Below are 15,614 nucleotides of genomic sequence, written 5' to 3'. Positions count from 1 at the left end.
GAAAAATGACTACTATCGACCTGCAGGGGTAAAAATTCAATGGCTGGCAAAGGGATAAAAAAACGGGGCCCGTAGTGGCCCCGTTTTTCAGCTGTGGTTATCAGAACATCTTACGTAAACGCAGACTGAAGGTATGCGCCTGGTAACGGTCACCTGCCTGCAGATCGTAACGGGCATCAATGCTCAACTCGTTTGCGTCATATAGCGTGCTACCAACCGCCAGACCGGCCATATCTTCGACCGGGGCCGCGCCTTTGGTGATGAAGCTGGTTTCACCAATGGTATCTGCGGCGTAGGTCGCACGGCTGCTCATTTGACGGTTGTCATACTGGTGGATCCAGGAAACCTGTGCGAATGGCGTCAGCTTACCCAGACCAGTGTCGAAGGTTTTTTCGATGCGGGCACCGATATCACTCACCACCGATTCAGAGTGGGTGCTGCCCACGTCCAGCGCCATGCCGTTTCCGCCTGTCTCGGTATAGCCATCAACATGCTGATAACCGTAAGTCAGGCTGGCGAGCGGCGTGACGACCACGTCTGCCGGCAGGGTGATCGGGTAACCGAACTCGGTCTGCAGGGTGACGGAAGAGCCGTTAAATTTACCCTGAGCGGAGCCGGAGAAACCGGTGAACTCAGCGCGACGAACGGAGCTGTAGTTCTGACGGTTCAGCCCTGCGGAGAGGTTCAGGTACCAGGGTTCGCCGGTATAACCTGCGTAAGCAATCACACCGTAGTTATCGGCGGTAGAGGTGTTACCACTCAGGTTGTCTTTACCGTGAACAGAGGTGTTGCTGTAGTTCACCGCCGCACCCAGACGCCAGTCGTCGCCCAGCGCGCGGTCGGCGCCGAGGATCAGACCGCCGAATTTGGCGGAGTAACCGCTGATATCGCGGGTGCTGTCCTGACGGGCATAACCGCCAAACGGCTGACCCCAGACGATCCAGTTCGCGCTATAGTCGTCGCCGGTCGCCACGCCCGTGGTGCCGGAGGCCTGTGGATTGCGTACGGCATCAATGTGTGCGCCAACCACGGCCTGCGCGGTAGAGGTTGCTACCCCTGCTGCGGTGCTGGTGTTGATGTTCTGACCCGGAGAAAGCTTCTCGCCCACGCGGTTGGCTTCTGCAGTGCCATCGATCGCTAAAGAGGCGTTATACAGTTCAAGCAGCTGCGGGGAAGCGATGCCAGAGTAGTTGCTCAGACCGCCCAGCGCCGCGGTTGCGGTTGGCGTGGTAGCCCAGCTGTGTTTACCTGGCTGTGCAGGTTCTGTCGGCTCAGGTTGTGATGGCTGAGTCGGTTGCGTCGGCAGAGTCGGCTCAGGTTGCGCCGGCTGAGTTGGCTGAGTGGGCTGCGTCGGCGTCGGCTGAGTCGGAGTCGGCTTCGTCGGCGTTGTCGGCAGAGTTGGGGTCGGCTTTGTCGGCGTAGTCGGTTGAGTTGGCGTCGGCTGCGTCGGCTGCGTCGGCGCTGTCGGCTCAGGTTTGGTTGGGTTCGTCACCACATCCGGTTCACTGTTCTGTGGGCCCACGGTCAGCACCAGGGCTTTATTGGCATCAACCTCATACACTGAACCGTAAACCTTGCCGTTATAACCGACGGCTTTATATTTCAACGCGCTGGCGTTGTATTGCGTGTCCGCGCCCTGCGCGTTAATCACCACATAGCGCTGACCTTCAGCGAATTTGTAGGTGCTGCCGGTACGCAGTAGGTTAACGCTGGAACCCGCGTCGATGACGGCGTTGCCGCTAACGTTCAGGCGGCCGTAGCCACTGTCGCTCAGCAGGTCGAGGTCCTGGGTCGCCAGATCGGAGATCCCGGAAATCAGCGTCGCAGCGGCTTTTTGATGGTAATCGCCGGTGATGCTGATGGCGTTATTCACCTGCAGCGAGGCCGCGTCGTTCACCACGGTGCTGTTGTTGGTCAACACGTTGTCATTCAGCAACAGGGAACCGGTACCAAAGATGAGATCGGATTTGGTGGTGGTAATGGTGCCGACAGTGTTGAGACCATCAAGGCCGGTCAGCACGCCCACGGAGTGATCGCCGCCGTTAATTTTCAGCGCGACAGGGCTACGGGATTCAATAATGCCCTTCACCATATTGGTGTTAGTCAGCGTCACGTCAGCGCTGGCATTGCCATTATTGATGTCGCTGTAAATATAGAGCGCGTAGGTCTGGCCGCTTATCACGCCGTTATTCACAATGGTCATGGCATCCGGCGTGGTATTGAAATTAATCAGGTAAATACCTGAGTAACTACCAACGATCTCGCCGTTATTAACGATACTCTTGATTGAGGTAGTGCCGGAGGTACTGTCAAAGATACCAATGCTGCCGTGGATCGTGCCATTATTCTCGAGGGTATTGATGATACCGTAGTTGTGAATGCCGCTGTTACTGGCCTCAATGGTATTATCGTTAATCAGCGTGGTGATGGTGCCCTGGTTATAAACCCCTGAGCTGTCACCCATCATATCCTCAGTGGCGATCAGACTTCCGGTGTTATGCAGCGTACCGATGGAGCCGCTGTTGTAAATAGCGCCATTGTTGCCAAATCCTGGCATATTTCCTGATTCGGTTGCGATGACCCCGGCGTTATTTAAATTATCAATTCGCCCCAGGTTACTGATACCGCGTGGCCCGTTAATTGTGCCATCAACTGCGTTAGTCAGCGTGCCGATATTGCCGGCATTATCAATCGCGCCAGTATCGTAATAATTAAGGCTATAGCTGTCGGATGAAAATTCAATTTTGCCATGGTTGATGAAGTTTGAAACTACACCGGCAGAACTGACTTCAAGAATACTGCCATAGTGATAGCGATTGACGCTGGCAAGGGTGCCATTGTTAATCAGTGTACCGACATTACCATCAATTTGGGCAATATTAAGATTGCTATAAGAATTATTGTCAGCCATATCCTGAATATGGCTGTTATTAATAAGGGTTCCAACAGTAATACCCGAGTTCACCGCTAACGCCGTGGTGGGGTTACCGATCAGTGGGTCATCAATAATGACGCTATCAGCAGAGGTCGTGATAACGAGATCGCGGTAATGACTCCAACTTATTGATAGTGTTTTATGTTCAGATAATGCCCGATGACTTTGTCATGCAGCTCCACCGATTTTGAGAACGACAGCGACTTCCGTCCCAGCCGTGCCAGGTGCTGCCTCAGATTCAGGTTATGCCGCTCAATTCGCTGCGTATATCGCTTGCTGATTACGTGCAGCTTTCCCTTCAGGCGGGATTCATACAGCGGCCAGCCATCCGTCATCCATATCACCACGTCAAAGGGTGACAGCAGGCTCATAAGACGCCCCAGCGTCGCCATAGTGCGTTCACCGAATACGTGCGCAACAACCGTCTTCCGGAGCCTGTCATACGCGTAAAACAGCCAGCGCTGGAGCGATTTAGCCCCGACATAGCCCCACTGTTCGTCCATTTCCGCGCAGACGATGACGTCACTGCCCGGCTGTATGCGCGAGGTTACCGACTGCGGCCTGAGTTTTTTAAGTGACGTAAAATCGTGTTGAGGCCAACGCCCATAATGCGGGCGGTTGCCCGGCATCCAACGCCATTCATGGCCATATCAATGATTTTCTGGTGCGTACCGGGTTGAGAAGCGGTGTAAGTGAACTGCAGTTGCCATGTTTTACGGCAGTGAGAGCAGAGATAGCGCTGATGTCCGGCGGTGCTTTTGCCGTTACGCACCACCCCGTCAGTAGCTGAACAGGAGGGACAGCTGATAGAAACAGAAGCCACTGGAGCACCTCAAAAACACCATCATACACTAAATCAGTAAGTTGGCAGCATCACCGATTTGCAGGTTGAATGATTTAAGTGTTTGCAGCGAATAATCGAACGAAGTTCGATGGAGAGTCCGGCTCCAGAAAGCAAAAAACCCGCCATAGGCGGGTTCTTCTAAATAGTGGTGCCCGGACTCGGAATCGAACCAAGGACACGGGGATTTTCAATCCCCTGCTCTACCGACTGAGCTATCCGGGCAACGGGCCGCATTAAACCCGATCCGCCCATTCTCGTCAACGAAATTTGTTGTTTTCGCTACAGACTGCACACTCTCTCGCCAGATTGCTGCGAACTCAGGCAAAAAAGGCCGTCCACAGGGCCGAGAGCGGCATAGCGATGATCAACGCGGGAAGCATATTCACCACGGCGAACATCTTAATGCCGCAAATCCGCAACCCGGTTGCCAGCAGCAGCAGGCCACCCACGGCAGTAAAATCGGCCATCATCGCGGGAGTGGTGAGCGGCAATATGAGTGTGGCACAGGTCGCCAAAGCAAGCTGAATCAGCAACATCGGCACGCTAATCGCCGCCACGGCGATACCCAGCGTGGTGGCAAAGATGGTGGCGGTGAAGAAATCGAGAAATGCCTTAGCGATAAGAATGCTCGGGTCGCCGGTCATCCCCTCCTGCATCGAGCCAAAAATACCGGTGCCGCTGGCGCAGAAGAGAATAATGATTGCCACATAGCTCTGAATAAATGAATCGTGCGCGCCAGCAGCGTTCTTGCCGCGCGAGATCAGATTTTTGGCTTTGCCGACAGCGCCATTAATACCTTTTTCCAGATAGCAAAATTCGCCGATCAACGCACCGAGCAGGGTCGCCAGCACCATCACCGGCAGGTTGGCGCACTTGATGACCAGCAGAATGCCGATACCCAGCGAGGCCAGACCAAAAATCGACGGCATGGAGGAGCGAATACGCTCAGGTAAACGCTGGCTTAAAACCGCGCCAAGCACGCCGCCCAGCAGCACGGCACTTGCATTGATAAAGGGGCCGATAACCAAAATGGACTCCTGTTAATTACTCATTGATATTGCATTATTATTACTCTTTTCAGAGAGTAATCGCCAATTCTTAGCCGCTTTTCTGCATAAGGATTCTTCCTTGCGCCCCCTGGCGAAAGGTGACATTATTGCGCGAATTTTCTCCTTCAGGATACGGGGCCGCCTATGAATATGTTGTATGTCGCTTTGCGAATGGCTGGCCGTATCTCCGCTTTCTCCTCTATCCTCACCATGCGGTGAGGGTATCGCACGCTCGCTGCAGGACAGCAGTAAAATCAGACATGCTCTGCTTTTACTGATGTCTGGCGGTCGGAGCTGAACTCCGGTCAGACACATTCGTTGGGCAGGGTTGTCACCCTGTCCGGGGCTTTTTCTCGCCTTTAACGGGTATTTGCGCTTATGAAAACAATGAAAATTGCCGTCAGCCGCGAGCTGGTTTCCGCCTTGTCCACGCACCGGGAAGTGGTGACGCTGGATAACACCGATTTTACGGATGTGGCGGCAGTCGTCATTACCCTCGCTGATAGTCACAGCGGTATCCTGGCCTTACTGAAACGCACGGGGTTCCAGCTACCTGTATTTATGTTCTCGCAAGAGCCGCTGGATGCGCCTGCCGGGGTTGCCGCCGTCATCGCGGGTAAAGCGCAGGAGTGGCTGGAGCTCGAAAACGCCGCCTGCCACTACGAAGAGACGCTGCTGCCGCCATTTTTTGACACCCTGACCCAGTACGTTGCCATGGAGAACAGCACCTTTGCCTGCCCTGGCCATCAGCACGGTGCCTTCTTTAAAAAGCACCCGGCCGGGCGTCAGTTCTTCGACTTTTTTGGCGAGAATCTCTTTCGCGCCGATATGTGCAACGCCGACGTCAAACTGGGCGATCTGCTGATCCACGAAGGCTCGGCCAAGCATGCGCAGAAATTCGCGGCAAAGGTCTTTAACGCCGACAAAACCTACTTCGTGCTGAACGGCACCTCTGCCGCTAACAAAGTGGTGACCAATGCGCTGCTCACCCGTGGCGACCTGGTGCTGTTTGACCGCAACAACCATAAATCAAACCATCATGGAGCGCTGATTCAGGCCGGTGCGACGCCGGTCTATCTGGAGGCGGCGCGAAACCCGTTTGGCTTTATCGGCGGGATTGATGAACACTGCTTTAACGATGACTATCTGCGAAAATTGATTCGCGAGGTGGCACCCGCGAAGGCGAACGATGCACGTCCGTTCCGCCTGGCGGTGATCCAGCTCGGCACCTACGATGGCACCATCTACAATGCTCGTCAGGTCATCGACAAAATTGGTCACCTCTGTGACTACATCCTGTTTGACTCGGCATGGGTCGGTTATGAGCAGTTTATCCCGATGATGGCTGACAGCTCACCGCTGTTACTGGAACTGAACGAGAACGATCCAGGTATTTTTGTCACCCAGTCGGTGCACAAACAGCAGGCCGGGTTCTCGCAAACCTCGCAAATTCACAAAAAAGATAACCACATTCGCGGCCAGGCACGCTTCTGCCCGCATAAGCGCCTGAATAATGCCTTTATGCTGCATGCCTCTACCAGCCCGTTCTATCCGCTGTTTGCCGCGCTGGATGTGAACGCCAAAATGCACGAAGGGGAGAGCGGACGCCGTCTCTGGGCTGAGTGCGTCGCGCTGGGTATTGAAGCGCGTAAAGCGATTATCGCTAACTGCAAAATGATACGTCCGTTTATTCCGCCGGAGGTAGGCGGGCGACCCTGGCAGGACCATCCCACCCACGCGATTGCCAGTGAACTGCGCTTCTTTAGCTTTGAGCCGGGAGCAAAATGGCATGGCTTTGAGGGCTACGCCAGTGAGCAATATTTTGTCGATCCCTGCAAGCTACTGCTGACCACCCCCGGCATCGACGCGCAAACCGGGGAGTACACCGACTTCGGTATTCCGGCGACTATTCTGGCGCACTATCTGCGTGAAAACGGGATTGTGCCGGAGAAATGCGACCTCAACTCAATCCTCTTCCTGCTCACCCCGGCGGAGAGTGCAGATAAGATGGCGCAGCTGGTGGCAATGCTCGGCCAGTTTGAACAGCACATTGAAGACGATACGCCGCTGGCGGATGTGCTGCCCACCATCTGGCAGAAGTATCCGGTGCGCTACCGCGACTACACCCTGCGTCAGCTATGCCAGGAGATGCACGATCTGTACGTCAGCTTTGATGTGAAAGATTTGCAAAAAGCGATGTTCCGACAGGAGAGCCTGCCGCCGGTGGCGATGAACCCGCAGGATGCTAACCAGGGGTTTATCCGCGGCGACGTGAAGCTGGTGCGTATTAGCGAAGCGGAAGGGCGTATCGCTGCTGAAGGGGCGTTGCCTTATCCACCGGGCGTGCTGTGCGTTGTGCCTGGCGAAGTGTGGGGCGGGGCGGTACAGCGTTACTTCCTGGCGCTGGAAGAGGGGGTTAATCTTCTGCCCGGCTTCTCACCGGAGCTACAGGGAGTCTACAGCGAAAAGGATGCGGACGGAATTAAGCGGTTGTACGGCTATGTGCTGAAGTGATGCACAGCCCCTCTCCCGCGGGAGAGGGGCAACATCTTACGAGTGTGCGATGGGCTGAACGCCATCCGCAGTACGAACATGTTTGTATTTGAACAGAGCCATGAAGGCAAAGAACAGCACCACGGAGTAACCGGCGAAGATTAGCCATACCGGCTGCCAGTCGGTAATGCCGTTAGTGGTATACATCTCCACAACCTTACCGCTCACAATCCCACCGAGAATACAGCCGAAGCCGTTGGTCATCATCAGGAACATCCCCTGCGCACTGGCGCGAATTTCAGGGCGAACCTCTTTCTCGACAAACACGGAACCCGAGATGTTGAAGAAGTCGAAGGCGCAGCCGTAGACAATCATCGACAGCACCAGCAGCACGGTGCCGAAGGCAGACGGGTCACCGTAAGCGAACAGACCAAAGCGCAGCATCCACGCGGCGATACTGATCAGCATCACGTTCTTGATGCCATAGCGGCTCAGGAAGAACGGGATAGTCAGGATAAACAGCGTCTCGGAGATCTGCGAAATCGACATCATTACCGACGCGTGTTCAACGATAAAGCTACCCGAGAAGAGCGGATCGTTATCAAAGCTGTGCAGGAACGTATTGCCGAACATGTTGGTGATTTGCAGTTCAGCGCCCAGCAGCATCGAGAAGATAAAGAAGATCGCCATGCGTTTATTTTTGAACAGCGCAAACGCATCCAGACCGAGCATGCTGCTCCAGCTCTGGTTTTTCTGCTGGTTGGAAACCGGGATATGCGGCAGCGTCAGGGTGAACAGCACCAGCAGTACGGAGAGCGCCGCGCCGATATAGAGCTGCATATGGCTCAGTTCGAACCCAGAGAAGCTCACCGCCCACATCGCCATGATAAAGCCGATGGTGCCCCAGATACGGATTGGCGGGAAGTCGGTCACGATATCCATACCTGCCGTTTTCAGGCGATAGTAGGAGATCGAGTTGATCAGCCCAAGCGTTGGCATATAGGCCAGCGAGTTAAGCAGAATGACCGCAAACATCGCCCCAGGCGTGGTCACCCCGGCCGCCATAAATAGCGTTGCTGCGCCTACAAGGTGACAGAGTGCGTACAACCACTTCGCACTGATCCACTTATCCGCCACAATCCCCAGCAACGTCGGCATAAACACCGCCGCGATACCGAGCGAGCTGTATACCGCCCCGATGGATGCGCCATCAAATTTCAGCGTGACAAACATGTAGGAGCCGAGCGTGGTTAGCCAGCTCCCCCACAGGCAGAACTGCAGAAATGACAAAATTTTAAGCTGCAGCTTAAGGTTCATGTTGCTTTCCTCACAAGTGAGCGGGCTAATTGTTAGTGTGTAAACATTCAGGGGGGGCTATTTGGTGCAATTCTATCAGTGGACGGCCTGATGTTTTGTTACCTCCCGCAAAAAAATGCAATCCTCATTAATTTGCAGTTTGGATTGTGATGCAAATAACATTTTCGTATGGCAGGAGGGCGTTGTGGCGTTCCCCTCACCCTGCCACAGGGAGACGGGGCAGGGTGAGGGGAAAGTGTGGACTAACGGCGACGATAGTTTTTCTGCGCCGTATTCACTTTGTAGAGGTAGCGACGGGATTCACCGGACGGATGGCGGGTGGTCAGGGTCTGATAGACATCACCTGGCGCCATGCTGTTGATGATATTCGCCGCCTGCAGCTTATCGCTGGAGAAGACGCGCAGCACGCTGCCCGCACCGCCGTTGTAGGCGGTGATCACCGCATAACGACGCGACGTAGGGTTATCAATGCCGCTCAGGTAGACATTGTTCAGCATCGCCAGGTAGGCGGTGCCGGTATCAATGTTACTGGCAGGATCGAACAGATAGCTACGGCTCGGCGTACCCGATTTCCCCTGTGAACGGAACACGTCTTTCCCGGCGCTGTGCTGCACAACCTGCATCAGGCCCAGCGCATCGGAACGGCTGACGGCATACGGGTTAAACGAGGATTCAGTCTGCATAATCGCAAGGATCAGCGACTCATCGACGCCATACTTACGCGACGCCTGACGCACCATACCGATGTACTTATGGGCACGTTTATCAAGGTGGTTCGGTACCAGATTGATGGTGACGCTGTAGATAATTTTCAGGCCGTTGGTGCGGCTCTTCATGCGCGTTTGTAACAGATAATCGGCGAAGTTCGAGGCGCGACCTTCCCAGCGAATCGGCTGGCCGGTCTGGTCCACTACCTGGCCGTACAGGAACGGCTCTTTAGAGATGGTGATGTCGTCGGCATCAGAGTAGAGATCGATAGTGCCCGGATCGTCACCCATCAACAAGGTTTTGATGATGGCCTGACGCAGGCGTGCCGCAGGTTCTGTGCCTGCAATGGTTTCAATCGTGATCGTACCGTCATCAAAGTTGATGTGGCTACGGGTCTGATACGCGTCGGTATATTTAACGTAATCTTTTGGTCCGGCAATCAGGACCTCGTTAAATCCCCAAATATTTTCAATGTTATGGGCAAACTGCCCCATCAGAATGTCAAAACCGTTAGTGTCTTTTATCCAGGCTTCGTTATAGCTATCGCCTTTATTTTTCGAGGAACAAGAAACAAGCAACGGCGCAACAAGGGCTAGCGCTAAAAATTTTTTCATCATTCCGGGAGTGCGTGTTGTGAGCAGTGAAAAGGGCCATCTGGCCCTTCATTATTTTTCCGGCGGCGTATAGCCTTCGATGTGAACATCCTTACCTTCGAACAGGAAGTTGATCATCTCCTGCTCCAGTAATTTACGATGTTCAGCGTTCATCATATTGAGCTTCTGCTCGTTGATGATCATGGTCTGCTTATGCTGCCACTGCGCCCAGGCTTCTTTGGAGATCTCGTTATAGATGCGCTTACCCAGCTCGCCTGGATAAAGCTGGAAGTCTTGACCCTCTGCGTCACGTTGCAGGAAGGTGCAAAAAATTGTTCTGGCCATAATCATTCCTCTTTGTCGCGCCGGGGCTACGCTATTGCCCCAACACGTAATTGCTGTAACAAGCGCTCTACAGGTGCCGCCAGTCCCACTGACGGTGGCTGCGCTAAGTTATACCAGAGACCGGTTCCCTCATCCATGCGCGCGGTGAATGAGGACACAGGAAGCCACATTGGCACAATATCCAGATGGAAATGGCTAAAGGTGTGGCGAAACGCGGTTAACTGCCGAAGATTATCGGCATTAATCTGCCGATCCGCCAGCCAGGCGCGTAGCCCGGCTTCGTCGGCAAACTGCGGGAAACAGAACAATCCACCCCACAGCCCGCTCGGCGGACGCTGGGCCAGGAAGACGTTCTCATCATGCTGCAGCAGCAGAAAATAGCCGGTGCGCTCTGGCAGCGTTTGCTTAGGTTTTTTGCCAGGGTAGTTAGCCCATGAATGGTTGGCATAGGCTACGCAGAGGTTATTAACCGGGCAAAGCTCGCACTTTGGTCTGGAGCGGGTGCAGACCATCGCCCCTAAATCCATCATTGCCTGATTAAACTGCTCAACCCCTTTGGCCGGCGTCACCGCGTCGCTTAACGCCCATAGACGCTTTTCGACCTCTTTTTTTCCGGGCCAGCCGTCAACGGCGTAGCAGCGGGCGAGCACCCGCTTAACGTTGCCGTCCAGTATTGGAAAATGTTTGCCCAGCGACAGGGAGAGTACCGCCCCGGCGGTGGAACGCCCGACACCGGGCAGCGCCGCAACCTCGTCAAAGGTTTCCGGGAACTTACCCTTATGGAGCGTGGCAACCTGCTGAGCGGCTTTGTGCAGATTACGCGCCCGGGCGTAATAGCCAAGCCCGGTCCACAAATGCAGCACTTCATCAAGGGGGGCATTCGCCAGATCGGTTACCGTTGGGAAACGCGCCATAAAGCGCTCAAAATAGGGGATCACGGTGGCGACCTGCGTTTGTTGCAACATCACCTCAGAGAGCCATACTTTGTAGGGCGTTTTTTCAATTTGCCAGGGCAGGGTTTTACGCCCGTATTTGTCGTACCAGTCCAGCACCTGGGCTGAAAATTGAGAGGCTTGCATGGTCTTCGATTCGCGATATCAGGGGGGCGAATTGCAGCACAGCGGCAATCGGCTGTAAACCGGATCTTTCCCATGCTTGCATAGATGCCTTAACTTTGGATAATGCCCGTTTCCCGAACATACTCACAAGCAGACTACTCTTTTATGAAAAACGACGTCATTTCACCGGAATTTGATGAAAACGGCCGCCCGCTGCGCCGTATTCGCAGCTTCGTCCGCCGTCAGGGGCGCCTGACCAAAGGTCAGCAACATGCGCTGGACAACTACTGGCCGGTGATGGGCGTTGAGTTCAGCGAGCAGCCTGTCGATTTTGTCGAACTGTTTGGCCGCGACGCGCCCATCACCCTGGAAATTGGTTTTGGCATGGGCGCTTCGCTGGTCACGATGGCGAAAGCGCGCCCGGAACAAAATTTCCTCGGTATTGAAGTGCACTCCCCGGGCGTGGGCGCATGTCTGGCTACGGCCCATGAAGAGGGTGTCGAAAACCTGCGTGTGATGTGCCACGATGCGGTAGAAGTGCTGCACAAAATGATCCCTGACAACTCACTTAACATGGTTCAGCTCTTTTTCCCTGACCCATGGCACAAGGCGCGTCATAATAAACGTCGCATTGTGCAGGCACCCTTTGCTGAGTTAGTGAAGAGTAAGCTTAAACTGGGTGGCGTTTTCCATATGGCGACCGACTGGGAAGCCTATGCAGAACATATGCTGGAAGTCATGTCGGGGCTCGACGGGTATAAAAACCAGTCGCAAAGTAACGACTACGTGCCGCGTCCGGACTCCCGGCCGGTAACCAAATTTGAACAGCGTGGCCATCGTCTTGGTCACGGCGTATGGGACTTAATGTTCGAGAGGGTGAAATAATGGCAAAGAACCGTAGCCGTCGTCTGCGTAAGAAAATGCACATCGACGAATTCCAGGAAGTAGGTTTTTCCGTTGCATGGCGTTTTCCGGAAGGCACCAGCGTAGAACAGATCGATAAAGACGTTGATGCGTTTATCGAAGAGGTTATCGAACCTAACCAGCTGGCCTTTGATGGCAGTGGCTACCTGGCGTGGGAAGGTCTGATCTGCAAACAAGAGATCGGCCGTTGCACGGAAGAACATCAGGCTATCGTCCGTAAATGGTTAGAAGACCATAAATACGAAGAGGTACGCATCAGCGAACTTTTCGACGTCTGGTGGGACTAATTAAACATATGGGGCCAGCATTTGCTGGCCCATTTTGTCTGAGGGAGTTTTTATGATGCGCAAAACGCTGCTGGCAGCGGCACTGATGGCAACCGCCTTAACGGCGCATGCGGAATATAAATGTGAAGTGACGCCGCGTGACGATGTAATCCTGAGCCCGCAAACCGTGCAGGTGAAAGGCGAGAACGGCAATCTGGTCATTACCCCGGATGGCAGCGTCATGTTTAATGGCAAACAAGCGAGCCTGAGCGCAGCCCAGCGTGAGCAGGCGAAAGATTATCAGGCCGATCTGCGCTCCGCGCTGCCGTGGATCGACGACGGCGCCCGTACCCGCGTAGAAAAGGGCCGCGTGGCACTGGATAAGATCATCGCCAAAGAGGTGGGGGAGAGCAGCAACATGCGTACCCGCCTGACCAAACTGGATGCCCAGTTGAAAGAGCAGATGAACCGCATCATTGAACGCCGTCCCGACGGCCTGACCTTCCACTACAAAGCTATCGACCAGGTGCGTGCCGACGGCCAGCAGCTGGTGAACCAGGCGATGGGCGGTATTTTGCAGGACAGCATCAACGAGATGGGTGCAAAAGCCGTGCTGAAAGGCGGCGGTAACCCGCTGCAGGGCGTGCTGGGTAGCCTGGGCGGATTACAGACTTCGATTCAGAACGAGTGGAAGAACCAGGAAGCGGATTTCCAGGCCTTCGGCAAAGATGTCTGTAAACGCGTGGTGTCGCTGGAAGAGAGCAGGAAGGCGCTGGTAGGGACGCTGAAGTAAGTTTCTTTACCCCTCACCCTAACCCTCTCCCCAAAGGGGCGAGGGGATAGTTTGCTCCCTCATCTCGTAGGCGAGGGGATAGTTTGCTCCCTCATCTCGTAGGCGAGGTGATGGTTTGCCCCCTCTCCCTTTCAGGGAGAGGGTCGGGGTGAGGGTAGCAGCGTTTGCAGTGTCTCAAGAATTTTTTCTAATACCACCTCTTCATTATTCCAGAGTTCGTTGTTCCAGAATCGAATGACGTACCACCCCTTTTGGTTTAACCACAACGACCTTTGCTCATCGTAGTCCTGTTTTTCATCATGTTGCCCGCCATCCAGTTCAACCGCCAGTCGCGCTTCGCAGCAGGCAAAATCAAGAATGTAGTGGCCCACGGGATGTTGTCGGCGAAACTTGTAACGTGAGAAACGGCGACCACGCAAGAGATACCAGAGGTGCCTCTCTTCCATTGTCAGCTCACGCCTGAGCTGTTTTGCGTAAATTTTTAATTTATCCATCCCCACACTCTGCCAGCCTTTTCTTCAGCTGGCAGAACGGGATGCAAAATCCGGAAGCGGTCTTCAGGAATCTTCGGCGAGGAACAGCTCGAGAAGGGAGTTTAAGAACAGTTTGCCGTGCTCGGTGATCTGCCAGTATTCATCACATTCGGTGAGATACCCCTGCGCCAGCGCCTCGTCAATCTGAGGACGAATCACCGACTCCGCCAGCCCGGTATAGCGCGAGAACTCCGCGCGCGGTGCGGCTTCCAGCAGGCGGAAACGGTTCATAAAGAACTCAAACGGCTTATCCGCTGCCTCGACGTCGTGCTGACGTTCCAGATAGCGGCCTTCCATGTACCCGCGCGGATGGCGCGTTTTAGCTGTACGCAGGATGCGCCCTTCCGGGAAGGTCACTTTGCCGTGCGCGCCGCAGCCTATCCCCAGATAATCGCCAAAGCGCCAGTAGTTCAGGTTGTGCTGGCACTGGTAGCCCGGCTTCGCATAGGCGGAGGTTTCGTACTGCTGATAGCCCGCAGCGGTCAACAGCTGATGGCCTTGCTCGAAGATATCCCACAGCGCGTCGTCATCCGGCAGTACCGGCGGGCGAGAGCCAAACAGCGTGTTTGGCTCAATGGTTAGCTGATACCAGGAGAGATGCGGCGGATTAAGTTCGATCGCCTGACGCAGGTCATCCAGCGCTTCGTCGAGCGACTGGTCCGGCAGGCCGTGCATCAAATCAAGGTTAAAACTGCGAAGGCCAAGCCCCGTTGCCAGATGCGCAGCGCGCTTTGCCTCGTCCGGGCCGTGAATACGCCCCAGGCGCTTTAATTTCGGCTCGCTAAAGCTCTGCACGCCGATGGAGATACGATTCACCCCTGCACGCTGATACTCGACAAAACGGTCGGCCTCAACGGTGCCGGGGTTGGCTTCCATCGTAATTTCAGCATCCGCTGCCAGGTTCAGGCGCGCACGCACGCCATCCAGCAGCGTTTGCATCGCCGGGCCTGAAAGCAGGCTCGGCGTACCGCCACCAATAAAAATGGTCTTAACTTCACGTCCCTGTGCGTAAGGTACATCGGCGTCCAGGTCGGCCAGCAGATGCGCAACATAATCATCGTGCGGCACTTCGCCCTTCAGCGCATGCGAGTTGAAATCGCAGTACGGACATTTCTGCACGCACCACGGGATGTGAATATAAAGACTCAAAGGTGGCAAATTAGCCATTACGTAATGCTTCCAGTAACTGTTTCAGGGCGCGTCCGCGATGGGAAATCGCGCTTTTCTCTTCGCGGGTCAGTTCCGCAGCGGTTTTGCCCTCAGACGGGACAAAGAAAATCGGGTCGTAGCCAAAGCCGCCGTTGCCTGCCGCCTCACGGGTAATTACGCCCGGCCAACTGCCGTGACAGACAACAGGCGTGGGGTCTTCAGCGTGGCGCAGATAAACCAGCACGCAGTGGAACTGCGCGGTGCGCTGGTCGTCAGGCACATCCTTCAGGGCAACAAGCAGCTTTTCCAGGTTTTGCTGGTCGGTGGCATCTTCACCAGAGTAACGCGCGGAGTAGATCCCCGGCGCACCGCCAAGATAATCGACGGCCAGGCCGGAGTCGTCAGCAATGGCCGGCAGGCCGGTAATCTGAGCGGCATGGCGCGCTTTCAGAATGGCGTTTTCGATAAAGGTCAGGCCTGTCTCCTCGGCGGAATCCACGCCAAGCTCGGTCTGAGCGACCACGTCCAGCCCAAAATCATTTAAAAGCGAGGCCAGCTCGCGCACTTTACCGGCATTACCGGTAGCGAGAACAACTTTCTGCATGGT

At 54.8% G+C, this 15,614-nt stretch carries 14 protein-coding genes and 1 tRNA gene; 4 read left to right on the top strand and 11 right to left on the bottom strand.

The genetic code is table 11. The features are described from left to right. Positions 1-100 precede the first annotated feature (100 nt). The 4 genes from JZ655_RS17415 to JZ655_RS17400 form a co-directional block, all read right to left on the bottom strand. The gene (locus tag JZ655_RS17415) at positions 101-2,911 is read right to left on the bottom strand and encodes an autotransporter family protein (protein WP_207292390.1); all 2,811 of its coding nucleotides are present in this window, start codon (positions 2,909-2,911) and stop codon (positions 101-103) included. A gap of 149 nt (positions 2,912-3,060) precedes the next feature. Then, a protein-coding gene (locus JZ655_RS17410; RefSeq protein ID WP_242637262.1) for an IS1-like element IS1A family transposase occupies positions 3,061-3,758 on the bottom strand; the annotation gives its coding sequence in 2 pieces (ribosomal slippage) (positions 3,061-3,509 and positions 3,509-3,758; 699 coding nt in all). 167 nt (positions 3,759-3,925) lie between these two features. Continuing rightward, positions 3,926-4,001, bottom strand: a tRNA-Phe gene (locus tag JZ655_RS17405). Positions 4,002-4,096: 95 nt separating this feature from the next. Further along, positions 4,097-4,807, bottom strand: coding sequence for a DUF554 domain-containing protein (locus JZ655_RS17400; protein ID WP_040074057.1), 711 nt, complete (start codon positions 4,805-4,807; stop codon positions 4,097-4,099). Between the two features lie 399 nt (positions 4,808-5,206). Between JZ655_RS17400 and JZ655_RS17395 the strand changes: the two genes are divergently transcribed. Further along, positions 5,207-7,342 carry an ornithine decarboxylase gene (locus tag JZ655_RS17395; RefSeq protein ID WP_207292389.1) on the top strand — a complete coding sequence of 712 codons (2,136 nt, stop codon included), beginning with the start codon at positions 5,207-5,209 and terminating at the stop codon, positions 7,340-7,342. Between the two features lie 36 nt (positions 7,343-7,378). Here JZ655_RS17395 and JZ655_RS17390 read toward each other — a convergent pair whose 3' ends face one another. The 4 genes from JZ655_RS17390 to mutY all read right to left on the bottom strand — a co-directional run bounded on the left by JZ655_RS17390 (position 7,379) and on the right by mutY (position 11,363). Then, complete coding sequence (locus JZ655_RS17390) at positions 7,379-8,638, bottom strand: nucleoside permease (protein ID WP_046887158.1); 1,260 nt, start codon at positions 8,636-8,638, stop codon at positions 7,379-7,381. A 242-nt stretch (positions 8,639-8,880) separates the two neighbouring features. Then, positions 8,881-9,960: a membrane-bound lytic murein transglycosylase MltC gene (gene mltC, locus JZ655_RS17385; RefSeq protein ID WP_046887157.1), complete on the bottom strand. Its 1,080-nt coding sequence runs from the start codon at positions 9,958-9,960 to the stop codon at positions 8,881-8,883. 51 nt (positions 9,961-10,011) lie between these two features. Beyond that, positions 10,012-10,284 (bottom strand): oxidative damage protection protein, encoded by a 273-nt coding sequence (locus JZ655_RS17380; protein WP_040074062.1) that lies wholly within the window; start codon positions 10,282-10,284, stop codon positions 10,012-10,014. Positions 10,285-10,310: 26 nt separating this feature from the next. Further along, positions 10,311-11,363 carry an A/G-specific adenine glycosylase gene (mutY, locus tag JZ655_RS17375; protein ID WP_207292388.1) on the bottom strand — a complete coding sequence of 351 codons (1,053 nt, stop codon included), beginning with the start codon at positions 11,361-11,363 and terminating at the stop codon, positions 10,311-10,313. A gap of 144 nt (positions 11,364-11,507) precedes the next feature. Here mutY and trmB point away from each other — a divergent pair, with 144 nt between their 5' ends. Genes trmB through JZ655_RS17360 form a run of 3 tightly spaced genes read left to right on the top strand, consistent with a single transcriptional unit; the run spans position 11,508 to position 13,325 of the window. Further along, entirely contained in the window at positions 11,508-12,227 is a 720-nt protein-coding gene (gene trmB, locus JZ655_RS17370) for a tRNA (guanosine(46)-N7)-methyltransferase TrmB (RefSeq protein ID WP_040074065.1), read from the top strand. Then, positions 12,227-12,553, top strand: coding sequence for a YggL family protein (locus JZ655_RS17365; RefSeq protein WP_040074066.1), 327 nt, complete (start codon positions 12,227-12,229; stop codon positions 12,551-12,553). The genes trmB and JZ655_RS17365 overlap by 1 nt, the downstream gene beginning before the upstream one ends. A gap of 52 nt (positions 12,554-12,605) precedes the next feature. Further along, complete coding sequence (locus JZ655_RS17360; protein ID WP_040074067.1) at positions 12,606-13,325, top strand: YggN family protein; 720 nt, start codon at positions 12,606-12,608, stop codon at positions 13,323-13,325. A gap of 131 nt (positions 13,326-13,456) precedes the next feature. On the opposite strand, the gene JZ655_RS17355 is transcribed toward JZ655_RS17360, so the two are convergent. The 3 genes from JZ655_RS17355 to JZ655_RS17345 form a co-directional block, all read right to left on the bottom strand. Further along, entirely contained in the window at positions 13,457-13,819 is a 363-nt protein-coding gene (locus JZ655_RS17355; RefSeq protein WP_207292387.1) for an endonuclease domain-containing protein, read from the bottom strand. A gap of 63 nt (positions 13,820-13,882) precedes the next feature. Continuing rightward, the gene (hemW, locus tag JZ655_RS17350; protein ID WP_207292386.1) at positions 13,883-15,025 is read right to left on the bottom strand and encodes a radical SAM family heme chaperone HemW; all 1,143 of its coding nucleotides are present in this window, start codon (positions 15,023-15,025) and stop codon (positions 13,883-13,885) included. Then, on the bottom strand, positions 15,018-15,611 hold the full coding sequence (locus JZ655_RS17345) for an XTP/dITP diphosphatase (RefSeq protein ID WP_046887152.1): 594 nt from the start codon (positions 15,609-15,611) through the stop codon (positions 15,018-15,020). The genes hemW and JZ655_RS17345 overlap by 8 nt, the downstream gene beginning before the upstream one ends. Positions 15,612-15,614: the final 3 nt, after the last annotated feature.

This window comes from Leclercia pneumoniae (genome assembly GCF_017348915.1).
Taxonomy (GTDB): domain Bacteria; phylum Pseudomonadota; class Gammaproteobacteria; order Enterobacterales; family Enterobacteriaceae; genus Enterobacter; species Enterobacter pneumoniae.
Note: the sequence above shows the minus strand (reverse complement) of the source record. Positions and strands in the feature narration are given on the sequence as shown.

Bases quoted from the DNA above. Each gene is read 5' to 3' on its own strand.
- JZ655_RS17355 (WP_207292387.1), bottom strand. From the start codon at position 13,819: ATGGATAAATTAAAAATTTACGCAAAACAGCTCAGGCGTGAGCTGACA.
- hemW (WP_207292386.1), bottom strand. From the start codon at position 15,025: ATGGCTAATTTGCCACCTTTGAGTCTTTATATTCACATCCCGTGGTGC.
- JZ655_RS17415 (WP_207292390.1), bottom strand. From the start codon at position 2,911: ATGGCTGACAATAATTCTTATAGCAATCTTAATATTGCCCAAATTGAT.
- JZ655_RS17390 (WP_046887158.1), bottom strand. From the start codon at position 8,638: ATGAACCTTAAGCTGCAGCTTAAAATTTTGTCATTTCTGCAGTTCTGC.
- trmB (WP_040074065.1), top strand. From the start codon at position 11,508: ATGAAAAACGACGTCATTTCACCGGAATTTGATGAAAACGGCCGCCCG.
- mltC (WP_046887157.1), bottom strand. From the start codon at position 9,960: ATGAAAAAATTTTTAGCGCTAGCCCTTGTTGCGCCGTTGCTTGTTTCT.
- mutY (WP_207292388.1), bottom strand. From the start codon at position 11,363: ATGCAAGCCTCTCAATTTTCAGCCCAGGTGCTGGACTGGTACGACAAA.
- JZ655_RS17380 (WP_040074062.1), bottom strand. From the start codon at position 10,284: ATGGCCAGAACAATTTTTTGCACCTTCCTGCAACGTGACGCAGAGGGT.
- JZ655_RS17360 (WP_040074067.1), top strand. From the start codon at position 12,606: ATGATGCGCAAAACGCTGCTGGCAGCGGCACTGATGGCAACCGCCTTA.
- JZ655_RS17365 (WP_040074066.1), top strand. From the start codon at position 12,227: ATGGCAAAGAACCGTAGCCGTCGTCTGCGTAAGAAAATGCACATCGAC.
- JZ655_RS17395 (WP_207292389.1), top strand. From the start codon at position 5,207: ATGAAAACAATGAAAATTGCCGTCAGCCGCGAGCTGGTTTCCGCCTTG.
- JZ655_RS17345 (WP_046887152.1), bottom strand. From the start codon at position 15,611: ATGCAGAAAGTTGTTCTCGCTACCGGTAATGCCGGTAAAGTGCGCGAG.